General features: G+C 45.0%; 23 protein-coding genes and 2 tRNA genes. 7 read left to right on the top strand and 18 right to left on the bottom strand.

Going from position 1 to position 26,251, the window contains the following annotated elements; genetic code table 11:
* Window positions 1–24 precede the first annotated feature (24 nt).
* The 12 genes from KNQ11_RS01075 to KNQ11_RS01020 form a co-directional block, all read right to left on the bottom strand.
* Window positions 25–750 carry a DUF4912 domain-containing protein gene (locus KNQ11_RS01075; protein ID WP_064300297.1) on the bottom strand — a complete coding sequence of 242 codons (726 nt, stop codon included), beginning with the start codon at window positions 748–750 and terminating at the stop codon, window positions 25–27.
* A gap of 107 nt (window positions 751–857) precedes the next feature.
* Window positions 858–1,520, bottom strand: coding sequence for a phosphate signaling complex protein PhoU (gene phoU, locus KNQ11_RS01070; RefSeq protein WP_050678392.1), 663 nt, complete (start codon window positions 1,518–1,520; stop codon window positions 858–860).
* 18 nt (window positions 1,521–1,538) lie between these two features.
* Window positions 1,539–2,315 (bottom strand): phosphate ABC transporter ATP-binding protein PstB, encoded by a 777-nt coding sequence (gene pstB / locus KNQ11_RS01065; RefSeq protein ID WP_053454494.1) that lies wholly within the window; start codon window positions 2,313–2,315, stop codon window positions 1,539–1,541.
* A 99-nt stretch (window positions 2,316–2,414) separates the two neighbouring features.
* Window positions 2,415–3,323: a phosphate ABC transporter permease PstA gene (pstA, locus tag KNQ11_RS01060; protein ID WP_029341063.1), complete on the bottom strand. Its 909-nt coding sequence runs from the start codon at window positions 3,321–3,323 to the stop codon at window positions 2,415–2,417.
* A 1-nt stretch (window position 3,324) separates the two neighbouring features.
* Window positions 3,325–4,266 (bottom strand): phosphate ABC transporter permease subunit PstC, encoded by a 942-nt coding sequence (gene pstC / locus KNQ11_RS01055; protein ID WP_047396437.1) that lies wholly within the window; start codon window positions 4,264–4,266, stop codon window positions 3,325–3,327.
* Between the two features lie 90 nt (window positions 4,267–4,356).
* Window positions 4,357–5,301, bottom strand: coding sequence for a PstS family phosphate ABC transporter substrate-binding protein (locus tag KNQ11_RS01050; RefSeq protein ID WP_047396434.1), 945 nt, complete (start codon window positions 5,299–5,301; stop codon window positions 4,357–4,359).
* Between the two features lie 225 nt (window positions 5,302–5,526).
* A complete protein-coding gene (locus KNQ11_RS01045) occupies window positions 5,527–7,599 on the bottom strand; it encodes a peptidoglycan D,D-transpeptidase FtsI family protein (protein WP_214769060.1) in 2,073 nt (690 codons plus the stop codon).
* Window positions 7,600–7,734: 135 nt separating this feature from the next.
* On the bottom strand, window positions 7,735–8,343 hold the full coding sequence (locus KNQ11_RS01040; RefSeq protein ID WP_064300301.1) for a superoxide dismutase: 609 nt from the start codon (window positions 8,341–8,343) through the stop codon (window positions 7,735–7,737).
* 93 nt (window positions 8,344–8,436) lie between these two features.
* On the bottom strand, window positions 8,437–9,897 hold the full coding sequence (locus KNQ11_RS01035) for an alpha-amylase (protein ID WP_149426957.1): 1,461 nt from the start codon (window positions 9,895–9,897) through the stop codon (window positions 8,437–8,439).
* A 116-nt stretch (window positions 9,898–10,013) separates the two neighbouring features.
* Window positions 10,014–10,087: transfer RNA gene (locus tag KNQ11_RS01030), tRNA-Ile, on the bottom strand.
* Between the two features lie 11 nt (window positions 10,088–10,098).
* Window positions 10,099–10,172: transfer RNA gene (locus KNQ11_RS01025), tRNA-Met, on the bottom strand.
* Window positions 10,173–10,300: 128 nt separating this feature from the next.
* Window positions 10,301–11,944: a Na/Pi cotransporter family protein gene (locus KNQ11_RS01020; RefSeq protein ID WP_214769058.1), complete on the bottom strand. Its 1,644-nt coding sequence runs from the start codon at window positions 11,942–11,944 to the stop codon at window positions 10,301–10,303.
* A 207-nt stretch (window positions 11,945–12,151) separates the two neighbouring features.
* On the opposite strand from KNQ11_RS01020, the gene KNQ11_RS01015 reads away from it, so the two are divergent.
* The 4 genes from KNQ11_RS01015 to KNQ11_RS01000 all read left to right on the top strand — a co-directional run bounded on the left by KNQ11_RS01015 (window position 12,152) and on the right by KNQ11_RS01000 (window position 15,764).
* Entirely contained in the window at window positions 12,152–12,637 is a 486-nt protein-coding gene (locus KNQ11_RS01015) for a hypothetical protein (protein ID WP_214769056.1), read from the top strand.
* Window positions 12,638–12,804: 167 nt separating this feature from the next.
* Window positions 12,805–13,914 (top strand): flavodoxin-dependent (E)-4-hydroxy-3-methylbut-2-enyl-diphosphate synthase, encoded by a 1,110-nt coding sequence (gene ispG, locus KNQ11_RS01010; RefSeq protein ID WP_023467533.1) that lies wholly within the window; start codon window positions 12,805–12,807, stop codon window positions 13,912–13,914.
* Window positions 13,915–14,073: 159 nt separating this feature from the next.
* Window positions 14,074–14,583 carry a hypothetical protein gene (locus tag KNQ11_RS01005; RefSeq protein WP_214724743.1) on the top strand — a complete coding sequence of 170 codons (510 nt, stop codon included), beginning with the start codon at window positions 14,074–14,076 and terminating at the stop codon, window positions 14,581–14,583.
* Between the two features lie 101 nt (window positions 14,584–14,684).
* Window positions 14,685–15,764, top strand: a complete 1,080-nt coding sequence (locus KNQ11_RS01000) for a GGDEF domain-containing protein (RefSeq protein WP_285801321.1) — start codon at window positions 14,685–14,687, stop codon at window positions 15,762–15,764.
* A gap of 55 nt (window positions 15,765–15,819) precedes the next feature.
* On the opposite strand, the gene KNQ11_RS00995 is transcribed toward KNQ11_RS01000, so the two are convergent.
* The 5 genes from KNQ11_RS00995 to KNQ11_RS00975 all read right to left on the bottom strand — a co-directional run bounded on the left by KNQ11_RS00995 (window position 15,820) and on the right by KNQ11_RS00975 (window position 21,363).
* Window positions 15,820–17,649: a GGDEF domain-containing phosphodiesterase gene (locus KNQ11_RS00995; RefSeq protein ID WP_214769038.1), complete on the bottom strand. Its 1,830-nt coding sequence runs from the start codon at window positions 17,647–17,649 to the stop codon at window positions 15,820–15,822.
* Window positions 17,650–17,801: 152 nt separating this feature from the next.
* Window positions 17,802–19,232 (bottom strand): NAD(P)H-hydrate dehydratase, encoded by a 1,431-nt coding sequence (locus KNQ11_RS00990; protein ID WP_214724443.1) that lies wholly within the window; start codon window positions 19,230–19,232, stop codon window positions 17,802–17,804.
* A 94-nt stretch (window positions 19,233–19,326) separates the two neighbouring features.
* Entirely contained in the window at window positions 19,327–19,758 is a 432-nt protein-coding gene (locus KNQ11_RS00985; protein WP_023467528.1) for a Fur family transcriptional regulator, read from the bottom strand.
* The gene (locus tag KNQ11_RS00980) at window positions 19,730–20,599 is read right to left on the bottom strand and encodes a metal ABC transporter permease (protein WP_064300309.1); all 870 of its coding nucleotides are present in this window, start codon (window positions 20,597–20,599) and stop codon (window positions 19,730–19,732) included. The genes KNQ11_RS00985 and KNQ11_RS00980 overlap by 29 nt, the downstream gene beginning before the upstream one ends.
* Window positions 20,596–21,363 (bottom strand): metal ABC transporter ATP-binding protein, encoded by a 768-nt coding sequence (locus tag KNQ11_RS00975; protein ID WP_023467526.1) that lies wholly within the window; start codon window positions 21,361–21,363, stop codon window positions 20,596–20,598. Before KNQ11_RS00975 ends, KNQ11_RS00980 begins: the two co-directional genes overlap by 4 nt.
* Window positions 21,364–21,578: 215 nt before the next feature.
* Here KNQ11_RS00975 and KNQ11_RS00970 point away from each other — a divergent pair, with 215 nt between their 5' ends.
* From KNQ11_RS00970 to KNQ11_RS00960, 3 genes are all read left to right on the top strand, one after another.
* Window positions 21,579–23,117, top strand: coding sequence for a Ppx/GppA phosphatase family protein (locus KNQ11_RS00970; RefSeq protein WP_214769035.1), 1,539 nt, complete (start codon window positions 21,579–21,581; stop codon window positions 23,115–23,117).
* Window positions 23,114–25,267 carry an RNA degradosome polyphosphate kinase gene (locus KNQ11_RS00965; RefSeq protein WP_214724441.1) on the top strand — a complete coding sequence of 718 codons (2,154 nt, stop codon included), beginning with the start codon at window positions 23,114–23,116 and terminating at the stop codon, window positions 25,265–25,267. The genes KNQ11_RS00970 and KNQ11_RS00965 overlap by 4 nt, the downstream gene beginning before the upstream one ends.
* Before the next feature lie 65 nt (window positions 25,268–25,332).
* Window positions 25,333–25,503, top strand: coding sequence for a XapX domain-containing protein (locus KNQ11_RS00960; RefSeq protein ID WP_023467523.1), 171 nt, complete (start codon window positions 25,333–25,335; stop codon window positions 25,501–25,503).
* Window positions 25,504–25,622: 119 nt separating this feature from the next.
* Here the strand turns inward: KNQ11_RS00960 and KNQ11_RS00955 are convergent, their stop codons facing one another.
* Window positions 25,623–26,240 (bottom strand): hypothetical protein, encoded by a 618-nt coding sequence (locus KNQ11_RS00955; protein ID WP_058712879.1) that lies wholly within the window; start codon window positions 26,238–26,240, stop codon window positions 25,623–25,625.
* Window positions 26,241–26,251: the final 11 nt, after the last annotated feature.

The raw sequence follows: 26,251 nt of genomic DNA, 5'->3' as shown, positions 1-26,251 counted from the left end.
TTCCTTTCCCTCTCTCTAATTCCATTATCGGACGCGATCGAAATAGGAATAAGGACGTAATACTTCGACCCATTCCGGTTGTTCGACCTCTCCGTATTGCCAATGATGCACGACTTCCGCGAACCGTCCGTCCGTGACTGGTTCGTCACGTGGCGTTTCGACTGGTTTTGAACGTAGTACTGGAACAAAGTCCCCGTCGATCGTTTGAATGCCCCATTCGATGATGTATGTAGTATTCGGGGCGACTGGTCGAACGAACCAAGCATTCGTCATTTCTGGTAGCTCGAATTGATACGTCCGATTTGCCTGTCCTTGTTCATATTCAACAAGCGTGACATCAATAATGCGTAATTCTTTACGGAACGAATCAAACGTCGTGTGATAGTGCGTCTCTAGCAACTGTTTCGACAGTTCAGATAATTCCCAGTAGACGTATAACGCTGTCGGTGACTGAACGATGGCGTGGAGGATGTCATCCTCGTAATGTGTCGCCATTCCAAACGCGTCACGTTCTAGCGAAGGTACCACTTGCACAGACGGTACGACGTCTAATACCGGTGCAGTCGACTTTTTTGTCTGCTTGACCGTTTTTGATTTTACTTTCGGCGCTGCTACAGAAGGTTGTTCTGTTAACGATTTACGATATTTAGTCCAAGCATATTTGATTTTCCCTTCAGTCGTATCCAATTGAGCTGCGATTTGTTTTGTTGTCAGCCCTTGTTCCTTCATTTTAATGATTTGCTCAAGCATTCCCAATCACCTCTCTGTCATTATTCACTTCTTTCCTATTCTACAAACGTGTTTCGAATCCCTTTACAAAAAAAGTAGGCAGAGGAAATTCCTCCTGCCTACTTGATTCATCCGTTTAAATCATAATGTTTTCCTTTTTCGAGATAGATCAGATGCTCCCCGACGTTCGTCAAGTGATCACCCATCCGCTCGATGTAGCGGCAAATGTTCGTGAATTGCATAACTTCATCGACGACGATCGGCTGAAGTGACATATGACGCATGTACTGGCGAAGTGCCTTATATGTCGTCTCATCAATGACGTTATCGAGATCAGACAAGGCTTTTGCTTTCTCGACATCTCCGTCACGATAGGCGACGATCGCAGTTTCCGTCATATCCAGTAATGTCTCGAATGCTTCCTTCAACAAAGAGATATCAATGACATACGGGAACGTTTCGACACGAAGAACCGCTTTTGAGATATTCCCCGCATAATCTGCAATCCGTTCGAGATCCGACGAAATTTTCATCGCGGTGATGATTCGTCGTAAATCCGTCGCAACGGGTTGTTGCTTCGCGATTAATAAAATCGCATCATCGTTGATTTCAAGTTCAAGATCATCGAGTTCATTATCGTTTTCGATGACACCACGCGCGATGTCTTGATCATATTTTTCGAGTGCTTCTGCCGTTGTTGCGATCTGTTGCATCGTCTTACGAGCCAGTAAAAAGACCTTTTGATCGAGTATTGCAAGATTTTCTCCAAAAATCGTACGGTTCGCTGCCATTCGTCTCGTCTCCCCTTCTTATCCGAATCGTCCTGAAATGTAATCTTCCGTCCGTTTGTCACTCGGATTTCCAAAGATCCGGTCTGTTTGATCGAACTCGACGACTTCACCATTCAAGAAGAACGCTGTTTTGTCCGAAACACGTGCAGCCTGTTGCATGTTGTGTGTCACGATGATGATCGAGTAGTCTGATTTCAATTCTTGGACGAGTTCTTCTACTTTTAATGTAGAAATCGGGTCAAGTGCCGATGTCGGCTCATCCATCAAGATGACATCTGGTTCGATTGCAAGGCAACGTGCGATACAAAGACGTTGTTGCTGCCCACCAGAAAGACCATAGGCATTTTCGTTCAAACGATCTTTGACTTCATCCCAGATCGCTGCACGACGTAAACTGCGTTCGACGATCTCATCGAGGATTTTTTTGTTTTTGACACCGTGGACACGGGGACCATAAGCGATGTTGTCATAAATTGATTTTGGGAATGGGTTCGGTTGCTGGAAGACCATTCCGACCGATGTCCGTAATTCTTCGACACCGTATTCTTTATCAAAGATATTACGTCCGTGATACTCGATTGCACCATTCGTCCGTACGATCGGAACGAGTTCGACCATTCGATTCAATGTTTTGATGAATGTCGATTTCCCGCAACCAGACGGTCCAATGATTGCCGTGACTTCATTTTTCTTAATATCGAGATTAACATCTTTCAGCGCATGATCGTCACCGTACCATAAGTTTAAGTCTTTGACGTTATAGACGCTCTCACGTGCTGCTACTGGTTGGTTCATACGCTCTGTCCCTTCTGTAACGACTGATTTCGTATTCAGCTTCGTATCCATCATCTGTCTTCCTCCTTAAAAGAAATCCCTTCTATCTATCTCGTTCGATTAGTAGCGTTTTGAGAATCGGTTCCGGATCCAGATTGCAAGTGAGTTCATCGTCAAGAGGATGACCATTAAGACGATGATGCCTGCCGCTGCAAGTCCTTGGAAGTCCGCTTGTGGACGACTTGTCCAGTTGTAGATTTGAATCGGTAATGCTGTGAACTCTGAGAAAATACTTTCTGGCGCACGAGCAATGAAAATCGCAGCTCCGACCATGATGAGTGGTGCTGTCTCACCAATCGCTCGAGATACAGCCAAGATGATCCCAGTGATGACACCCGGTAGTGACGCCGGAAGAACGACTTTGAACGTCGTTTGCCATTTCGAAGCACCGAGTGCAAGTGATGCATGACGCATCGCTTGTGGAACGGCACGGATTGCCTCTTGGGACGAGACAATGACGACCGGAAGACTCATCAACGCGAGTGTCAATGCTCCTGCAATCAATGTTGAACCGAAGCCCATGTTACGTACGAAGAACGTCAAACCAAGTAAGCCGAAGACGATCGATGGTACACCTGCAAGGTTTGAGATGTTGACTTCGATGAATGAAGTCATCCGACTCTTTTTCGCGTACTCTTCTAGGTAAATCGCTGCCCCGACACCAATGATGAAAATCATCGGGATGATGAGGAGCATCAAGAAGATGGAGCCCATTAACGCCGGATAAATCCCGGCACGTTCCGAACGGCGTGATGGTGCATTTTGTAGAAACTCAAGTGATAACCATGATGCACCGTCACGGATGACGCCGAACAAGAGAATACCTAAGACGACGAGACCGAAGAACAGTCCAGCAAGGAAAATGACTTTTGTGACATTGTTGACGACGAGTCGCTGGCTAATGGATTTCTTCACCGCGACCGGATCGATGAATTTCTTTGAGACAGGTTGCTTTTCTGGTAAGGCCATCTTAGTACTCCTCTCTGAAGCGGCGTGTGATCCAGTTCGCAAGTAAGTTCATCACTAATGTGAAGACGAACAAGAGTGTACCAACCGCATAGATACTGTAATATTCGACAGTTCCAAATCCAGCATCACCTAGGGCGACCTGAACGATATACGCTGTCATCGTTTGGACTGGCTCGAGTGGATCGATCGCAGCTGTCGGATTCGAACCACCAGCGATCGTTACGATCATCGTCTCACCGATTGCCCGTGACATACCGAGTACGATCGATGCAATGATCCCTGATAAAGCAGCTGGAACGACGACTTTCAATGCAACTTCAAGACGTGTCGAACCGAGTGCAAGCGCACCATCGCGAATTTTTTTCGGAACGGAGCTCATTGCATCCTCAGAAATCGAAGCGATCATCGGAATGATCATGATCCCGACGACGATCCCCGGACTGAGCGCATTGTAAATTTGAATACCTGGAATTAATTTTACGAGTAATGGTGTGACGAACGTCAATGCGAAGAATCCGAAGACGATCGTTGGAACACCTGCTAACACTTCAAGAATTGGTTTTAAGATACGGCGTGCGCGGTCTGACGCGTACTCACTTAAATAAATCGCTGATGTGAGGCCGATCGGCACGGCAACTAGCATCGCAATCACGGTAATCTCAAGCGTACCGACGACAAGTGGCCAAATTCCATACTCTGGTTGTGAGTTGAGTGGATACCAGCTCGTACTGCCGAAGAATTCCTTGAACGGAACGACTTCGAAGAAGTGTTCTGTTTCAATGACTAACGTGAGAATGATGCCGATGGTCGTAACGACCGAGACGAACGCACAAAGGAATAACACGATCGGCATGACGCGTTCCATGACGTTTTTCATACTATATTTTTGCTGTCGGTTCTGTTGAATCAGCTCGCGAACCGATTTATTTTGTGTTGAACTCATCCTTCTTCACTCCCTACTCCTTCTTGACATGAGAACGGGACCCAACCGGTACAGACTTCCCCGGTTGGGCCATCCTCATGACTCGATGATTTATTTCATTGCGTCTTCAATTGCTTTTGCGTTTTCATCGTAACGATCTTGTGGCATTTTGATATATCCGACTTCTTCAGCAAGATCACCAGCGTTTTCGTTCGTGAACTGAACGAAGTCAGCGACTTGTTTTTTGTCTTTCATCGATTTGTTATTGATGTACGTGTAGATTTCACGTGATAGTGGATAAGAAAGATCTTTGATCGTTTCTGGTGTTGGATCGACTGCGTCTTTTCCTTCAGCAGAAAGTGGTACTTCCTTCAACTTATCTTTATTCTCAGCGTAGTACGCATAACCGAAATATCCGATTGCGCCTTTCGTTCCTTCAACACCTTTGACGAGAACGTTATCGTCTTCTGATAATTGAACATCTTTACGCATGTCTTTTTTCTCAAGTACTTCCTCAGAGAAGAAGTCGAATGTTCCTGAATCTTTCCCTGGGCTGAAGAATTTCAATGGTTCAGCCGGATAAGAAGAATCGACATCTTTCCAAGTCTTGATGTTCGGGTCGAGCCAGATTTTCTCGAGTTGCTCCATTGAGAGTTCTTTTACCCATGTATTTTCTTTGCTGACTGCGACAGTCAAACCATCATATGCGAGTGCCATTTTCGTGAATTCAATGTTGTTCTTTTTCGCTTCAGCCGCTTCTTCTTCTTTAATTTCACGTGACGCGTTTGAAAGATCTGTTTCACCAACGACGAAGCGTTTGAATCCGCCACCTGTACCAGAGACACCGACTGTGACATCTACGTCAGGTTGTTCCATTGAATATTCTTCACCGACAGCTTCCATGATCGGGAAGACAGTAGAAGAACCGTCGATTGCGATTTTTCCTTTTAAATCAGATGAACTAGCAGAACCGCCTTTATCGTTACCACATGCTGCCCCCACTACTGCGATTGATGCTACCGTTGTGATGAGTGCTGTTTTTTTCATCCAAGACATGATTAATTTTCCTCCTCGAAAGTATGTCGCTGACGATGCTACGACTTTTTATCCGTTTTCCTTACAAGACTTATACTACGGATGAACTATTAAAACGAAATGAATCCAACGTAAAAGAATTGTAAAGGCGTGTTTTTTAGTGTTTACAATTCGAAATCCATTAGAAAAAAAGGTCAATGCAAACAAAAAAACGAGAGTGATTGCTCACTCTCGTTTTCCATCTAGTTAATTTGGCTTAGTTTGCCATGGTACGTCCTTCACATTGAAATACGCTTTGACAAGATCGTGACCAATTTTTGAGTTGACGGTTTCTTGTTCCATATAAGGAAGGAACACGGCCCATGCCATCTCTGGATTATCGTACGGTGCCCAGCCGACAAGGTTCGAGTTCAATGAACGAACTGGTTGTCCACTTCCATCACGTAAGGCGATTCCATCGTCACCATAGACACTAACCTGCGCTGTACCTGTTTTCGCAGCTGCATCAATACCGGTTTGTGCGATGATTTTTGCTGTACCACGCTCTCCTTTGACAACGCGATGTAATCCTTCACGAACATGATCAATGTTATCTTGACTGACTTCAATTCGATTCAAATAATTCGTCTTAAAGCTATAATCAACTTGTTTTGTCCCTTTTTCAATCGAATTCGACGCGAGAACTTCTTTTAAGAAGTGCGGCTGAACACGATAGCCACCGTTGGCAAGTGTTGAAATATATTGTGCGACTTGTAGCGGTGTAAAGGCATCATATTGTCCGATGACTCGGTCCATGAGTAAAGTGACACGGTCAGGTGTTCCTTGCACACCTTTTGCTTCGTACGGTAAATCTACACCCGTCGTCACTCCAAGCCCGAACTGACTGTAGTAATTCTGCATGATAGCAGCTGCTCCGTCCACACTCGCTCCGGCAATACCGTTACTTGGGTACTTCGCCATCCGCATTGCAATGTTGAACATATAAACGTTTGATGAACGCTCAAGTGCTGTTAAATCCGTAATTGGACCCATGTTGACATACGATCCTTTTTTCGTACCACCAATCGTGATCGGTGTATCGTTGATGACTTCGTTTTGACGAATAACACCCTCTTCGAGTCCCATCGCAACCGTTGCGCCTTTGATCGTCGAACCGATTTGAAGCGACGTCAATACATTATTGATTGCGACATCTGAGAACTTACCGGTTGCTGGATCCAACTTTTGACCAGACATCGCAAGAATCTCACCTGTCTGTGGATTCATGACGACGGCGTAACCTTCTTTTAGATAACGACTACCCATGCCACGTCCCATTTTAATGGCTTGTTGCATGATTTGGTCGACTTGTTTGTTGTATTCCGCATCCACGGTCAGAACGAGATCTTTACCGGACTCGCCTTCCTCGCGTTTTGGATCACCGACCGGCTCTCCATTGAACGTCTCATACACATCGTACGCTGGTTTCCCGCGCAGAAGATCTTCATACTGTTGTTCAAGGAATGATGTTCCGACACGGTCATTCAAGCTGTAACCTTTTGCTTTGAACTCAGCTTGTTGTTCTGCTGGAATCTTCGAGTACTTCCCGAAGATGTTCCGAAGTGTTCCTTCATATGGATAAGAACGCTCGTAGAACGGTTCCACCGATACACCTTTTAAATCTTCTAGATTTTCATCGATGATCGCCATTTCTTTTGCAGAAGCACCGAGTTTGACGAGTTGCGGATCAAGTGCGTATCCGACTTCCATGTTATGTTTGATCGCAATGACTTCCATCGTTTGATCGTCATAATCGATATCGTCTTTCGTAATCGCATCTAATCGGATTTGATCCTGTTCTGCGATTGATAGTTTACTTTGTGCCTCTGCTGAAGGATATTTCTGTTTGACGGCTTCTTGATAACGACGATCAGACTCTTTCGTGTTCGTCGCGATCCAGAAATCCTTAATATCACGTTCTGTGACTTTCCAATCTTTTTTAGGTAGATCAATGATTGCTGCAAGACGCTGTGCAATCTCAATGCGTTCATCGACTTTCGTCGTTTGTGCTCGACGGTAGACGATCGAGTATTTAGAAATCGTATCAACCAAAAGACGACCATCCCGGTCATAAATCTTTCCGCGTGGCACTTCATATTTTGATGCGATCATTTCTGTTTTTTGAACTTCCCGCGAAATTTTCTCACCATTGACGATTTGCACGACTCCTAAACGGAAAATCAAAATCGCAAACAATAAAAAAACGACGAAGAACATTAAATTCAGACGAAGCGGCAGATGATTACGCCGTCTTCCTCGTACGGTAATTCGTTTAGCCATGGCGTACTCCCCTATCGTTCAAAAGTCATCTTGTTTCATTATATAGAAGGAAACTTTCCATAACAACCTATCCCATCATTTTCCGCATTAAAAAAAGCGTATCGTTCACAATTGAACGATACGCTAGTTTTCACATTACTTCGCGTCAGCGTAAAGCTTCGCTACGTGATCCCAATCAACGACGTTGAAGAACGCATTGATGTAATCAGGACGACGGTTTTGGTAGTTGAGATAGTATGCGTGTTCCCAAACATCAAGACCGAGGATTGGTGTTTTGCCTTCCATGACTGGTGTATCTTGGTTTGGTGTCGAAACGACCGCCAATTTTCCACCGTCAACGATTAACCAAGCCCAACCTGAACCAAAACGAGTTGTTGCTGCTTTCGCGAATGCATCTTTGAATGCATCGAATGATCCGAATGCTTCGTCGATTGCTGTCGCGAGTTCGCCTGTTGGAGCAGCGCCATCGTTCTTCTTCAACAGTTTCCAGAAGAATGAGTGGTTCCAGTGACCGCCACCGTTGTTACGGACTGCAGTTTGAATGTTTGCTGGGAGAGCATCCAAGTTTTGAAGAAGTTCTTCAAGTGACTTTCCTTCATGTTCTGTACCCTCAAGCGCCGCATTCACGTTCGTGACATACGTGTTGTGGTGTTTCGTGTGGTGAATCTCCATCGTACGAGCATCGATATGTGGCTCAAGCGCATCATAAGCGTAGCCGAGTTCTGGTAATTCAAATTTTGACATGTTCATGTCCCCCTTTGTGCTATTTTCGAAAACTTCAATACCCTTTAAGACTAGCAAAAGAACCTGTGTTGACGCAAGTCAAGACCCTCGGATTTACTTGACTTCTCGTGGAGCAAAAACTGAGACACCACCACCTGGAACTGGGAAGACACCAAATCCTTCATCGTCGATCACGACAGGGTGATCTTGATGGTTCGTATAGTCGAACCATTCTTGGCCTGCCCGTTCTTCACCAACGAACATCCGTTTTTCACACATATCGGCATTCGACAATAAGACCGCACAGCCAGAGTTCTCAATTTCCTCAACTCCACGACGAACCCAACCGACACAATGTGGATCATCGAGATAATCTTCTTGCTCACCATATGCTTTGTGATACCGTGCATAGAGTAAAGCATCGATCATTTCTTTTTTCCCTTCTACCGGATGTGGTCCTTGCACTCCATAATAGTCACCGTAGAAGACACATGGGTAACCGTCTTTACGAAGTAAAATCGCCGCGTAAGCGTGTTGTTTGAACCAGTCATCCACCCACGACTCAAGTGATTCCCCCGGTTGAGAATCGTGATTGTCGACGAACGTGACGGCATTCGTCGGGTGTGATTCGACAAGGGTATCTGCAAACAATGTCGTCATATCAAACTCCTGTCCCAGCTTCGAAGCTTCATGGAACTTATAATGAAGCGGAACATCGAACAAATCGATCGTATAGTCGACGCTATCAAGGAAATGACGACAATCATCGAGATCTGATTTCCAGAACTCACCGACCATATAGAAGTCACCTTCACTTTTTTCAATCATTGATTTTGCGAATTCATGAACGAATTCATAGTTGATATGTTTGATGGCATCGAGTCGGAAACCTTGGCAATCAATTGTTTCTTGGAACCAATGTCCCCAGCGGATCATTTCTTCTCGGACTTCCGGGTGATTATAATCGATGTTCGCGAACATCAAATAGTCATAGTTTCCGAATTCATCATCGACTTGATCATTCCAATCTTTATTTTTACCGGAAATTTTAAAGACACCCGTCTTTTCTTCACGGGCATCAAAATCCGTTCCATTGAAAAATTCATGTGTCCAGATGAAATCTGAATATTTTCCGTTACGTCCTGGGAACGTAAACTTCGTCCAAGCTTCGATTTCAAACTCTTCTGAAATTTCTTTCGAACGATCTTCCGGATGGACTTCGACGACATTGATCGTCTCGAGTTCATCGGCTGCTGCTTTATGGTTCATGACGACATCAGCGTAAACAGCGATATCGTTCTCCCGAGCAACCTGGATCGCTTCGACGAGTTCATCTTTCGTACCGTATTTCGTACGGACCGTTCCTTTTTGATCAAATTCGCCTAAATCATAGACGTCATAGATGCCATATCCTGTATCTTCATCCGATTGACCTTTTGACGCCGGTGGAATCCACACGGACGTGATGCCGGCAGCACGTAATTCAGGCGCCCGCTCTTTCAAGCGTTGCCAGTGCTTCCCATCATTCTCTACATGCCACTCAAAAAACTGCATCATCGTATGGTTACGTTCCATCTCTCTTCGCTCTCCCTTAGTTACTATAGTATGAATATTATTACAATATCTTTACTATTCCCCGGGGGAACAAAAATAAACGCTTCCCGTTTTTCAACGAGAAGCGTTCTACTGAATGGACCCTGCAGGGCTCGAACCTGCGACCGGACGGTTATGAGCCGTCAGCTCTAACCAGCTGAGCTAAGGGTCCTTAAGTAATAGTAGCGGCGGAGGGAGTCGAACCCACGACCTCACGGGTATGAACCGTACGCTCTAGCCAGCTGAGCTACACCGCCATGATGTATGTTTCTTACTCTTACTAGATTACGAGATGTGGCGAAACTTGTCAATATGCTATTTCAAAAAAATAAACAGCTGATTTCATTTTTTTGAAATCAGCCGTCATAAGAAAATCGTATTTCACTTAGTTCGTTAAAGCCGTCCGCTGTTCAAGGACGAGATCCGTGATGTTGACAGCGTGATCGCCAATTCGTTCGAGGTTTGACAAGAGATCGACGAAGATCATCCCTGCTTGTCCCGTACATTCGCCAGCGTTAACACGAAGGACGTGATGCTTCCGGAATGACCGTTCGAGTGCATCGAGTTTACCTTCGAGTTCTAGAACTTTGCGAGCTCGTGTGACATCATCCTCTTCGACAGCGCGTACGGCACAATCGACGATTTCTTGCGTCAAGGCATACATGTCATCAAGCTCTTTCTTCGCAGCTGATGTGAACTGAATTCTGTTGACGATTTGGAAATCGACTAATTCAACGATGTTTTCGACGTGGTCACCGATTCGTTCGAAATCATTGACAGCGTGCATCAGTAACGAGTGTTCATTTGATTCACGCTCTGATAAATCATGTGCCGCTACTTTAACGAGATAACTCGTGACTTCTGTATTTAAATGGTTGATCGCATATTCAATCTGCTCTGATTCTGAAACATCTTTCTTATCATGCGATTGCGTGTAACGGTGCGCTTTTGCAAGTGCGTCTTTCGAGAATTCTCCCATTCGCAATACTTCGAGCTTTGCTTGATTCAAAGCAAGTGCCGAAGATTGGTTCAAGATGTTCTGATCGAGATGACGCGGTTTCGAATCAATCGTCGTATCCGTACCCGGTACGATTTTTTGTACAAGCCATGCGATTTGCGCAATGAACCAACATTGAATCAACGTATTGACGACATTGAATGTTCCATGTGCAAAGGCGATTTGCATTTTTGGACCTAAATCAAGCGCGCCTGTGATCCACGTAATGAAGCTTGAGAAGATTGGTAATGCAATCAGGAACAATACTGTTCCGATAATGTTGAAGATGACGTGTGCCGCTGCTGTCCGTTTAGCTGCAATCGACGCACCAAGTGCTGCAAGTACTGCTGTGATCGTTGTTCCGATGTTATCACCGAACAAGACCGGAAGTGCCGCTTTGATATCGATCATGCCACCAGCGTACAACTCTTGTAAGATGCCGATCGTTGCTGACGACGACTGGACAAGAACAGTAAAGATCGTTCCGACGAATACACCAAGCAATGGATTATCCGACATCGATACCGTCAACTCACGGAACCAGACACTTGACTCAAGTGGAGCCATTCCGTCGCCCATCAATGTCAAACCATAGAACAATGCACCGAAGCCGAAGAAAATCTGTCCGATGTATTGAACCCGTTCTTTATTGAAGAAGAAGATCAAGAAAGCACCAATTGCGATTGCTGGAAGCGCAGCTTCCTTGACGTTAAAGCCGATGATGAAAGCCGTAATCGTTGTTCCGATGTTAGCCCCCATGACGACTCCGATTGCCTGTCGTAAATTCATCAGACCCGCACTAACGAGTCCGACAACGATGACGGTCGTCCCTGACGACGACTGTATCAAAATCGTGACGACGATACCCGCTAGGATACCTAACAGTGGATTTGTCGTATATTTATCGAGGATATAACGTAATCGGTCTCCTGCTGTTTTTTGGAGCCCATCTCCCATATACTTAATACCGAATAGGAAAATCCCGAGTCCACCTATGAAGGTGAAAATCATTTCCTGCAAATCATAGTTCATCTTGCCAGCTCCTTTATTTCATGTGGATTGATGTGTTTGTAAAGTTTATTTTCTCAACTCCCCCATTATGTAAAGGTCTGTTGAACTTGTAAATAGTTTTTGAGACATCCGTTTGTTAAGGTTTTATTAATCTGTACCATAACACAAAAACCCTTTATTACCAACAAAAATTAAAAAATTAAAATCTGTTATAAAACAGTGGAAAGAGTGATTCACTTGTCATTTTTACGTCAACTGATTAATTACTTACAAACTTCTTTAATTCCAAATCGTCCGTTTTTGCGTCTTCGTTTGGCAGATGTTTCCCTTTATTTTTGTGGATTAGCTTGGATTTCATTTTGGACGACGGTCATTGATTCCTTCTTTTTACAAAAAAACATCCCGATCATCGTTTGGTTCATCCTTCATTTCATCTTTATCGCAATCGCTGTATTACTTTACGTATTGTTTATGGCGTATCTAACGAAGGGGTTCGTCCGATTGTTACTTCCCCGTCCGTGGGCATATCGCCAAACGTTTCCTTATACGGTTGCAACGAATCTCTGGTCTTTCCCACTCGGTATGCTTCTATACCAACTCGATTACCCTCGCTTCGGAATCGGGATACTCGTAATCGGACACTTCGTCTACACATTAGTACCATTATGGATTGCCCGTTCCTCAAAGCCACGCGCTTCACGTAAACCTCAATGAGTATTAAAATCAGGCGTCCGACGGATTGACGGACGCCCTTCTTTCATTAAACAATTGTAAATGTTCAATTTTCGTTCTTGTTTCTCGATTTTTAGGGAATAGTTCGATATGATAGAAAAGGTAAACATAAACAATATGGCGGTATGCCACAAAAGGAGATTTTCGATATGCCGAAAATGGTCCATCGCTCTAAGACTCGTCCCGTTCGTGTAGGGGACCTTGTCATTGGTGGAAATAATGAAGTCATCATCCAAAGTATGACGACAACTAAAACACACGACGTCGAAGCGACAGTCGCTGAAATCCTACGTCTTGAAGAAGCTGGTTGCCAAATCGTCCGCGTCGCTTGTCCGGAAGAACGTGATGCGCTCGCACTTGCAGAAATCAAAAGCCGAATCAACATTCCGCTTGTCGTAGACATCCACTTCAACTATAAACTTGCGCTTATGGCAATCGAAGCTGGCGTCGATAAAATCCGGATCAACCCGGGTAACATCGGTCGTCGCGAAAAGGTAGAAGCCGTCGTTACAGCAGCAAAAGCGAAAAACATTCCGATTCGTATCGGAGTAAACGCTGGTTCACTTGAAAAGCATATTCTTGAAAAATATGGCTATCCAACTGCTCGTGGTATGGTCGAAAGTGCTTTGCACCATATTAAGATCCTCGAAGACCTCGACTTCCATGACATCATCGTCTCGCTTAAAGCATCAGACGTACAGTTGGCGCTTGAAGCGTATCAGCTCGCTTCTGAATCATTCGACTATCCACTTCACGTCGGGATTACGGAATCTGGTCCACTTCGCTCTGGTTCATTAAAATCAGCAGCGGGACTTGGCGCGATCTTGTCACGCGGAATCGGAAATACAGTTCGTGTATCTCTTTCAGCGGACCCTGTCGAAGAAGTAAAAGTCGCAAAAGAAGTCTTGAAATCATTTGGTCTCGCAGCGAACGCAGCGACATTGATCTCATGTCCAACATGTGGTCGGATCGAAATCGATTTAATGTCAATCGCTGCAGAAATCGAAGACTATATCGAAAACATCCAAGCGAACATCAAAGTTGCGGTTCTCGGATGTGCGGTCAACGGTCCTGGTGAAGCACGTGAAGCTGATATCGGTATCGCTGGTGCACGAAACGAAGGATTGTTATTCCGTCACGGAGAAATCATCCGTAAAGTACCGGAAGCAACGATGGTCGAAGAATTGAAGAAAGAGATCGATGCGATCGTTCTCGAAAAACAGGCTGAAAAAGAAGCCGAAAAAGCGAACCATGCATAAGTTGAAGACTCCTCCCTCGCGAGGAGTCTTTTTTCGTATCTCGATTTCGACTATGTTATACTAAGTGAAGAAAAATTTTTAGAACGTGGGTGACTGTAAATGAAAATTGGAATTGACATCGATGGAACGATCACACATCCATCCTCTTGCTTCACTTACATGAATAAATATCTCGGAACGTCGATTGACTTCAATCAGGCGTCCGAGTATGAATTGCATACGTATACCGATATGAATCAAATCGAATTTTGGGACTACATGGTGAACTCCGGTCACGAGACCGGCATTTATCGTGAATCCATCCCTCAAGAACATGTTCGCCACCACCTATGGAATTTGCGGAAGCAATATGACCTCCATTACGTAACAGCACGATCGGAGCTCGTTCGTCCTGTAACAGAAGAGTGGATCAAACAACACGAACTTCCTCTTGATTCCTTGATCATGACGGGATCACACGACAAAGTACAAGTCGTCCGTGATTTATCACTCGATTTATTCATGGAAGATCGATTAGAGAATGCTGTGCAAATCGCAGAAGACACATCGATTCCTGTAATCTTGTTCGACGCACCTTATAACCGTAAAGCCGTACCGAATAATGTCATTCGTGTCGCTTCATGGAATGAGGCCGTTTTAGAGATTCAAAAATTTGCACCGATTCGTTAAAAACAGCCGATTAGGCTGTTTTTTCCATTTTTATGTCATTGCATGACTTGATATCGTACAATGACGATAGATTGAAACTTTGATATAGGAAGGGCTTCGTGATGCTTGCGACAGTGAATATCTTTTTTATTAATATCTGTATTATTTTTCTCGTTTCTACGTTCACCTTTTACCTACTTCGTGATCGTTTGCCAATTCAACCTGACTCAAAAATGTCTACTCGTCTCTATTTCGGACTTTCCAATGGTATGACTGGCATTCTACTTATGCATAATGCAATCGACTTAAATGGAGCATTGATTGATTTACGGTTATTACCACTCGCTTTGTCCGCTTTGTTCGGTGGTAATATCAGTATTGCCGTGACAGGGCTGATGCTCTTGATCTACCGATTCGTGATTGATAGTGGCGATTCACTAAACGCTCTGTTTAGTTCTGTCATCACACTACTTGGATTTCTAGTACTTTCTTTTATTTGTCGTCGATTCATCAAACGGCAAGGGTATTTCTTTTCTGCCATCGTCACGGTCGGTTCCCTACTCGTACTCTCGCGATTGATTATGAGCAACTCCCCAGCGGATGCCTGGGGAACGATTTATATTCCATATTTCATTTTAACGATTGGTGGAGCCTTTTTGTTTTATCGTTTGTCTTCACTTCTTCAGCAGCATTTTGTTCTTTATTCTTATCAATCCTATCTTGCTTCGACCGATCAATTGACGCGGCTCGCGAACCGCCATGTCATTTTAGAAAAAGTCACAACGCTCGAAAAGAGTAAAGATTCTTGGGGAGTCATCTTGTTTGATTTGGATCACTTCAAGAATGTAAACGATACACATGGTCACGCGATAGGAGACGCTGTCTTGCGCCACTTTTCAATCTTATTGAACGAGCATTGTCCGGCACCCGTTACGGTCGGTCGATATGGTGGTGAAGAATTCATCGTCATCGTTCCAGACATTGAACCGCATCCTCCTGTCGTCCTAGCTGAAACAATCGTAACAGCCGTTCAGCAAACACCTTTCGTCATGCAAGATCATGCCGTATCCATTACGGTATCCGCAGGAATTGCTTACGCTCATCAACAACCAGCTGAAACAGTATTTAAGCAAGCGGATAGCGCTTTGTACGAAGCAAAAGCACAAGGACGAAATCAGTATCGCCTGTATCAATCGAAATGAATACTAAAAAGCCACTTCTCCTCCGAGCGATTCGGACTGAAGTGGCTTTTGTTGGTCAACGGACCGTTCCTTCATTCGTCTTTTGCAGTAGACAGATGATTTCTTCAAGTGGTACCGGTTTAGCGAAGAAATAACCTTGGAATAGATGAATACCGATTTCCTTGGCAATGCGTACTTCTTCTCCTGTCTCAACTCCTTCGACGATACATTCGACATGCATCGACTGGCTCAGTTGAAAAATCGACTCGAGGATGGATTGTCGTTTCTCCGATTCACCGATTTGTTCGATGAATTGCTTCGGAATCTTTAATTGACGTAACGGTAACAAACGCTCGAGAACATGATAGGATGCGTGACCAGTTCCGAAATCATCGAGTGACAACGGGAAATCGAGCGTTTTGATTCGTTTGAGCGCTCGATGAATCGATTGACTCTCGAAATCAAGTGACTGACTCTCTGTGATTTCAATTTTAATCTGTTGCGGTTTTAAGGCATACTTCAGTAGCGTTCGTTCGATGAACGGCATGAACGATTCACTCGTCAACTGGCGTGGTGATACGTTGACAGATAACGTAAACTCGTCTGGAACCAGATCGATCAATGCTTTGCGTGTCTTACAGCTTTCCTCAAAAATCCATTCTCCTAGACGAATGATTAAATCACTTTTTTCAGCAATCGGAATGAATACGGATGGTCGATCTGCTCCTTGTAACGAGGTCTTCCATCGAACTAAGGCCTCAAGACCGATGAATTGCTCTGATTGAACATCGTATTGTAATTGATAAACCAGATGAAAATCCGTTTCGATGTTAGCTTGGGCTAGGGATTGTGCTGCTTTGACTCGTAATTCTTGATCCTTACGCCATTCTTGGTCAATACACATCACACGTTCGTTTTGTTGCGCTGCTTCTTGTAAGGCAGTCAATAATTGCTGCACCCGACGCTTTCGATTGTTGGTCGCCCCTTCGCCATTATCAATGACGATGGATATGTTGACATAGACATGATGCCCCTCGATTTCGTATGGTACAGAGATTTCTTGGCTCAATTCTTCCATCGCTTCCTTACACGCCACCTCGTCCGGCTTTTCCATGACGATCAATAACGTCCCTGCTTCAATCCGAGCAAAAGCTTGATAAGGAGGTAGTTGTCTCTTGAGTCGCTCGATACAGGCGCGTAGTACTTGTAACTGAATATCTTCTCCAAAATAACGTGCCAGCTCATAGTAGTTTTCTAAATGAATCCCGACAAAAATGAGCTGTTGTTCGGGTCTTGGAAAATCAATTTCGTTTAATCCTTGGCGATTCAAGACACCTGTTTCTTCATCACGTCGCGCCGTATCGTGTAATTGTATCGCAAGGTCATTTAACCGATTTAAATTGCGAATATGCAAGTGATTGATGACAAGCGCAATCGATACGCCAATCACAATCATGCCAATCCGTCCATAATGGTCTGTCGGATCAATTTCTACCGTCACGGTATCGGCATTCCACATGACATACAAACTAGTTGCGATGGCAATCGCGATGGCGTACCACATCATGATTCGTTGATACGAGATTAAAGCGATCATCAAAAACAAAAAGCTACTTGCCCAAACGGTAACTGCCGCATAAGGTAAAAAGCTAATCGATGTAATCGGAACGACGAGCAACATCAAAGACAATAAGTGCGTTTGCAAAACGGTTTCCATTTTGCGACGACTAATATAAAAAATAAATAGACCCATGACGATTAAAAATGAAATGATGACAGAACGACTCAAATACGCATTCTTAATTGTCTCTTCTGTCGTCGTATAAATGATCAAAGCACCAACGAACATCATGAATAAGGCAAAATTTCCAATCCACCATTGTTGTTTCCGAACGATATCCTCCATGCTTTCCCCCTCCTTTCCGTCTGATTTTCCGTATAAAGGTTTCGACATCGCTTGATGATACTCCTGTCAAATGGAATGTGTCAATTCTTTCCTAAAAAGAAAAGTCTTCCCTCATACGTATCGTGGAAGACTTTTCTTTCAAATTGATGTTTTTATAGCTCGACTCTTCCTAACTCCTCGATGACATCCGTTGCTAGCAAGCTGCTCGGATGCATGTGTCGTTCGACTTGTCGAGAAGCACGTGCATACCACTCCGCTCCTTGCGCTAGTGTTCTTTCGATATCTCCTGTTGGATGTTGTGCAAGAAGGCTGGTTAATATACCAAACAGCGTATCCCCACTTCCTCCTTTGGCGAGACCACTTGATGCACCAGAGACGACGAATCCGCCTCCATCTGGTTTCGCGATTAAGATGACATGGGACTTCAAAACGACAGTTACTTGATGCAAGATGGCATAGTCGGTTGCCTGACCAAAAAGATCATCTTGAATACTTGCGACACTCTGGTTCGTCATCCGGGCGAATTCACCGATATGCGGTGTGACGATGATTGGCGCGGTTCGTTCAGGATAACTTTCTTTTACTAAAGCTGCAGCATCTAGTACAACCGGCAAATCACTCTCAAGCAGATAGTCCACCCATGTTTCGACTGCCTCTTGCGATAATCCGGGACCGATTCCAACTGCTGAGATGGAGGGGAGCATCTCCTGAATTGCTGGTAATGTCTGATCAATGACCATCGCTTCCGGCGCTTGGACGATGATTCCATGTTTCGCAAGTGCCGTCGTTGCCACTTGTAGTTTACCGACTCCTGTTCGTAAGGCTGCCCGTGTCGCGAGTTGGATGGAACCCGGCATCGTCTCACTTCCACCAATCAATAGAGCCGTCCCGTACGTTCCTTTATGACCGTATGGTTCCCGCTTGAACAAGGCGGTCACACCATTAGGTGATACGCGCCATTCACCAAATGTCGGTAATCCGATATCAATCGTTTCTGATTCGCCATAAAACGGTGCTGTCCGTATTAAAAAGGCAGATCGTTTCATTGCATGCAGTTGAAATGTCACGTCTGCGCGAACCGCTGTCTCCTTAAATTCCGTTGCGTGATCCGTCGGTACTCCGCTCGGCACATCCACTGCATAGATACGTGCCCCTTGTCGCTTTTGTTCCGATACGAATTCACATTGCGCTTCGAACACCTGATTCACCCGCTTTGGATCAAATCCCGTTCCATATAAGGCATCTAGAATGACATCATATTGACCACACGGTTGTTCGGTCACGAGTCCAAACGCTTCTGCATAATGGACATGAACGATAGATGTATCCGAACGATTCTCTCCAAATGGTGCATGTAGTGTGACATCAAATCCGTCGCGTATCAATTCGCGTCCAATGACATACCCATCCCCACCGTTATTGCCTGTCCCACATAAAATCAAGATTCGCTCCGTCTTCCTATGACGCTCTTTGATACGTGTTGCGATGTGACTTCCAGCTCGTTCCATCAGCACTTCAAGTGGCAGTCCGGATGTCCGTGCCCACTCATCGATTTGTCGCGCTTCTTGTGTATCATAAATCATCTTCTCATCACCTCTGTTCGACTATTCCCGTTTTGAACAGGACTAGTCTTTTAAAACGCAAAAAGAGGACGCCCGACCGGGCATCCTCTTTCATTTAAGATGTCATGCGTTGACAATTCGCACAGCGTCCATAAATTTCGAACTTATGATCCTCAACTTCAAAGCCAGTCTCTTGGACCGGAGAAACCCATTCCATCGGACAGACATTCAATGTTTCCGTCTTGCCGCAGATTCGGCATATCAAATGATGATGATGGTGTCCTGAAGCACAAGCTGCTCGGTATTTCATCTCACCGTCTAATTCCGTCACTTCTAATAAGTCGATTTCCGAAAAGTCATTCAAGTTTCGATAGATTGTATCATAACTTAACGAAGGATGAGACGTTCGAAGAGCTTCTGCTACTTCCCGCGCACTGACATAACGATTCACTTCAAACAGATACGATAGCAAATCGAGACGCTTCGGTGTCATTTTAAACCCGGAAGCCTTCATGCGTTCACGCGCTTGTTCGATGTTCGTCTTCATGTGTTTTCCCTCCTATCCAAAAACGTTCCAACAGCATCACGATGATCAGCTCAAGTACCGCAAGCAAGACGATCATTCCACCTGGTGCTAAATCGAACTGATAGGCCAGGATGAGTCCGAGTACTGTCGCAACCTCACCAAATATGATAGCTAAAAAGATCGTCGCCTTAAAACTCTTCGCAATTCGAAGTGCTGCCGCAACCGGTAACGTGATTAAGCTTGAGACAAGCAAAATCCCAACGATTCGCATACTGATCGCAATGACAAGCGCAACGACGATCATAAAGAGAATATGCACTAAGCGAAGGCGAATCCCGGAAACGCGCGCCTGCTCCTCGTCAAAGGAGAGGAACAACAATTCCTTATAAAAGGCAAAGACGAAGATGACGACGACGACCGTCACGATAAGAATCGTGTACACATCCGTCAAGGCGACAGCCGAGACCGTTCCAAACAAGAAGGAGACGAGATCCATTGAAAAGCCGTTCGCGAGACTGATGAATGTTGCTCCAAGCCCCATCCCCGTCGCCATGATGATCGGGATTGCGAGTTCTTGGAAATGCTTGTACTTCGCACGCAACCAATCGATCGTCAGTGCCGCGATGACCGACGTCACGATTCCTAAATACAGTGGATTCAAGTCCGCTAATTGTGCGACCATTCCAGAGATCAATAGACTGAGCGCAATTCCGGCAAGGGTGACGTGTGATAGTGCATCTGCGATCAAGCTCATCCGCCGGACGACGACGAACGAACCGATCAATGGTGCCGTGAATCCGATCAGAATGGCAGCCACTAAAGCGTACTGTAAAAACTTTAACGTCATGAACGCTTCAATCATTGGACACTCTTCCCTTCATGAACGAGGACACGTCCCGGAACCGGATAGAGGGAGCGGATCGTCTGTTCATCTAGTTCCCAGTATTCCTTGATGCCACAGTTACACCCTAAACGTCCATCGACCAGATGAATCACATCCGTGACAAGTTTACTGACGAAGTGAATATCATGCGTGACAAGAACGAATGTCCGGCGCTTATCTCGACGAAGTTCTTCTAAGATCTCATAAAATTCTTTCACGTATCGCTGATCGACACCAACGGTTGGTTCATCCAAGATCATTAAATCAGGATCGTTGACGAGCGCACGTGCGATGAAAACACGTTGTTGTTGACCACCGGATAGGTCGCCGACTTTTGAATCGCGTCGCTCCCACATTCCGACCGTTTCGAGGGCCGTTCGTACTTTGTCTCGATCGTCGCGAGATAAGCGACGAAAGAGTCCTTTTTTGGCGTACAGTCCCATCTCAACGACTTCTGCGACAGTCACCGGAAAACCGGAGTTGAACGCTGCCGCTTTTTGCGAAACATAGCTAATCCGCCACCATTCATTGAATTGTGATTGGGATTGTCCAAATAAACGAATCGTTCCTTTCGGTTGCAATAACCCTAATATACATTTGATCAGCGTCGATTTTCCGGATCCATTTTCCCCGACAATGGCTAAAAATTGTCCTTGCTCGACCTGAAACGAGACTTGATTCAACACCCGACGATCTGGGTAATCATAGCTGACTTGATCAATCTCGATGATTGGTGTTTCCATTTATTTTCACTCCTTCCGTTTTCGTAAAACGGAATAATTACGCCTTAATCAACTGTCTTATTATAGCGCCCGCCAATTATTGGTGCAACTCTAGCAACTTCCTATCCTCCTTAGAAAACATTCAAGGTACAATAAAGAAAGAAGCTAGCTGTTTCCGGCTTGTTCAGAGAGGGAATTCTTTTAGTGCACGCATCGCAGAGAGGAGTCGGAGTCATTTGAAACAAGAACTTGCAGTCATCGATATCGGTTCCAACTCGATTCGTTATGTTATCTTCCATCCGATCGCTTCTGGTCGCTATATCGAGAAGATTAATATTAAAGTCGTCGCCCGGTTATCTGCTCACATCAACGAGGATGGAGCACTCGATGATGAAGGCATCGCCTTACTCGAAGAAACGTTACATCGTTTTTATGAAGTTGGTGTCACCCATGAAGTCGAAGAAACGATCTGTGTCGCGACAGCAGCCATCCGTAATGCAACGAACCGAGATGCCATCGTTGAATCCGTTACAGAAAACACGCCTTTTTCCATTCAGGTTCTGACAGATGAACAAGAAGCATACTATGGCTATTTTGCCATCATCAATTCGACCTTCCTGACTGATGGCTTTTCTGTCGATATCGGTGGTGGTTCCATGGAAGTCACCTTGATTGAAAATCGCGAAATGGTGGCGTATCACAGCTTTCCATTTGGTGCCGTCACCTTGACACGGCAATTCGTTTCGGACGAGACACTAAGTGCCAGCGATAAGAAGAAATTGGTGAAATTCCTACGGGAACAATTCGAATCGATTCCATGGCTGAGTGATAAAAAGCTTCCTTTAATCGGTGTCGGTGGTTCTGCCCGAAATTTCGTTCGGATCCATCAGTCGAATCAGGACTATCCCCTTCGAAGTATTCACCAATATCAAATCAAAGCGAAAGAACTCGCGAAGATGGTCGACGATCTCGAAGGAAAGTCGGCGAAACAACTATCGAAAATCGAAGGACTCTCAAAAGATCGAATTGATATCTTCCTGCCGGCATTGATTGCGATTCAAGAGTTAGCTCATCACATCGAAGCGGAAGAATTCGTAATGAGTAATCTCGGTCTTCGCGAAGGTCTTGTTTACGAGTTCGATGTGCAGGACGAAGCATACCGTCGGATTGAAAACGTACGTGAGCAAAGTCTCTATCAGCTCGAAAGCGACTATAAGGTCAATCGAGATCGTGCGTCATATATTGGAACACTCGCCAAATCGATGTACCGGCAGCTCGTCACGCTCGACTTGATTTCAGAACGCGCGTCTGATCTACGACTGCTCGATTCAGCAAGTCGCTTATTTTATTGTGGACAATACATTAATCCAGATACACGATCGGACCAGACGTTCTACCTGTTGACGAATACCGAATTGAATGGCATGACGCACAAGGATCGCGTTGCTCTCTCGCTCGTCAGTTCCTATTCTTCTGCCAAACGGATGAACCAGCTTGCGAAACCTTTCAAGGACTGGTTTACGGAAAAATCGCTGGATCGCTTCGACCTACTTGGATCTCTCCTCAAATTAAGTCATGCGCTCGACGTGACGGAGCGAAAAGCTGTCGATCATTTGGAACTGTTCCTTGAAAAGGATCAACTCCAATTCGTCCTCGATACAGGGGATCATGATTATGGATTCGAAGTCGAAAAAGCGGAAAAACAAAAGAAACACCTGGAACGAATCATTGATTGTACGATTACCTTCGAAACGAAAGGAGATCTTCCTTCATGAAGCTCGACATACCTGAACATTTCAATAATCGTGAGCTCAGCTGGCTCCAGTTCAACAAACGTGTGCTGGATGAAGCGTTTGACACACGCAATCCGCTAATGGAACGTTTTAAGTTTCTCGGTATCTTTAGTTCCAATCTAGACGAGTTCTATATGGTACGAGTCGGTGGTTTAAAGGATGAAGTACTCGCCGGGTTCAATAAACCAGAAAATAAACAACAGATGACACCCAAACAACAGTTACGTGCAATCGCAGCGAAAACAAAAGAGTTAGTCGATCGGCAATACGAAGCATTTCAAGCAATCAATCAGACGTTATCCGATGAAGGCATTACATTCTTGAAATACGACGCTCTGACTTCGGAACAAACGACCTATGTAAAATCCTTTTTCCGTGAACAAGTCTTTCCGGTACTCACGCCCGTTGCCGTCGATGCCTATCGTCCGTTCCCGATGCTCTCGTCAAAGTCACTCAACATTGCGACGGTGCTTGAGGCAGAAGACGGGACAAAACGAAATTTGGCGCTCGTACAAGTACCTGCTGTCTTGCCACGATTCGTCGATTTACCGGTAGAAGATGACGAGACGACGGCTGTCATCTTACTCGAAGACGTCATCATCGCCTTCATCGATAGTCTATTCAAAGGTTATCGTGTGTTGTCTGCCATGCCGTTTCGAATTACGCGTAATGCCGACCTTCCGTTTCATGAGGAAGGTACGCATGATTTATTAAAGCTGATTGAAAAAGAATTAAAAAAACGGCGTTGGGGAGTCGCCATTCGACTCGAAGTTCAAAAAGCTGCCATCAATACCGAACTGCTCAACATGTTACGCGATGTACTCGATTTACAGGAACGCGACATCTTTGCCGTGGATGGTCCGATTGATTTAACGTTCTCCTTTGCCTTCTACAGTCAAATCGGTATTGAATATGATCATTTGATTTATCAGACGATCATGCCGGTCGACCCACCGGCACTCGATAGTTCAAAAAATCTGTTTAATCAATTACTCGAACGCGACTATCTCTTGCATCATCCGTATCATACGTTTGATCCTATCGTCCGGTTCATCGTCCAAGCGGCGAATGACCCGAACGTCCTTGCCATCAAACAAACACTTTATCGCGTATCTGGTGATTCTCCGATCATCAAGGCCTTAAAAACGGCAGCGGAGAACGGGAAACAGGTCACCGTTCTCGTTGAACTGAAGGCTCGATTCGACGAGGCGAAGAACATCGAGTGGGCGAAGCAACTAGAAAAGGTCGGCGCCCATGTCATTTACGGATATAGTGATTTAAAGACACACTCAAAGATCACGCTCGTCGTCCGACTCCACGAAGGCAAGATTCAGCGTTTCGTCCATCTTGGTACCGGCAATTATAATGATTCGACGGCGAAACTATACACGGACGTCGGATTATTGACCGCTCGGGAAGAGATCGCCGAAGATGCGACGAACTTCTTCAATTGGTTATCCGGATACGGGGAACAGCCAGAATGGAACGTCATTCAAACTTCACCGAACGCAATGCTTGAGAAGTTCCTGTCATTGATTGATGAAGAGATTCATCATCATAAAAAGCACGGAAATGGTCGAATCGTTGCCAAGATGAATAGTCTAACGGAAAAAGACATCATTTTACGGCTTTACAAGGCATCGCGCGCCGGTGTCCAAGTCGAACTCATCGTTCGGGGCGTCTGTTGTCTGCGTCCTGGCATTCCAGATGTTTCGGAGAACATTCGCGTCATCTCGATTGTCGATCGTTACTTGGAGCATTCACGCATCTTCTACTTCCATCACAACGGTCAGGATTTGATGTATGGATCAAGCGCGGACTGGATGACACGCAACATGCGAAAACGAATTGAAATCTTGTTCCCGATCATGGACGAAGAACATAAGGAGTATTTAAAGGATTGCCTGGCCCTCGCCCTGGCTGATAATGTGAAGTCGCGTGAGCAGGCAGCGGATGGATCTTATCATTACGTGAAGGACGGAAAACAGAGCTGTGAATCCCAGTTGCTGATTCAAGACTATACGAGCGGCAAACTCAAACAAAAACCTAGTTTTACAACTCCATTAACACAAAAGTGGATCACGATCGAAAAGAAAGAGGACAAAGTCATTCTTGATCAAAATGCTACATGATGTTGGTCGTGTTTTACCACGTACTCTACTTCAAATGCTGATTTACAGCAGAAAGGACGAAATGTATGCTTCAGCAAATCTTATTATCCCTTCTCGCCGGCGTCATCTGCGGCGTCGTGTTCACAGCACTGAAACTGCCGATTCCTGCCCCACCTGTTTTTCCAGCCGTCGTCGGAATCTTCGGTGTCTTCCTTGGGATGAAAATCTATCTATTTTTAGTAGAACGCTTTTTCTAATCCAATCAAAAAAAGTTCTCTTTGCTGCCAGCGCAGAAAAGAGAACTTTCTTTGATTCTTTTTAAGGTTTTAATGATTAAATGTCGATCGTGGGAGCTCTGCTTGAATAGGAAAAGATTTTACTCACTCTCTTCCGTTGCTGCTGCCGTATCCACCGCATGAAGCATCTGTTGATGTAACCATCGGTGACAGGTCGGGCAAACCGTCTGATATCCTTCTGGTGTCAAATGCCATTCCAGTAACGACTGCCTAGACTCCTCACAATGCATACATTGACGCGCGACTTGTTCCAGATGATTTCGCTCCTTGAAGCGCTCGATTCGACGTTGTTTAGATTGTTCGAGTGTCAGTACATCCGTTTCGAAATACCCATACTGCCATGAATCAAGCAGACGCGTGCGAAACACGCCTTCGACCGGTCCAGTTTTAAGACCAAGTTGATCGAGTGGTCGTCCAAGTAAGGGATGACGTAAATCCACACTGATGAGATCAAGGCACACATATGACCCTTCTGAGTCGTCAGCATTCGTCAACCAAAATGGATCTTCTGGACGTGTCGTATACTCGGTGAACAAGGCTTCAGCATACGCCATGATACCGTCAGTCGTCGCAAGAAACACCTCTTCTCCCTCTACCAGTTCTGCCGGCAAATAAAACGGTTCCTTTGTTTCATAGTAGTGGACAACAGCTTGTCGTATCGCAAAACTAGTCTCATCAACGACGAGTATATGACACATCACAGACACCC

Origin of the sequence: Exiguobacterium sp. s39, assembly GCF_018618925.1 — a bacterium.
GTDB classification, from domain to species: Bacteria; Bacillota; Bacilli; order Exiguobacteriales; family Exiguobacteriaceae; genus Exiguobacterium_A; species Exiguobacterium_A abrahamii.
Note: the sequence above shows the minus strand (reverse complement) of the source record. Positions and strands in the feature narration are given on the sequence as shown.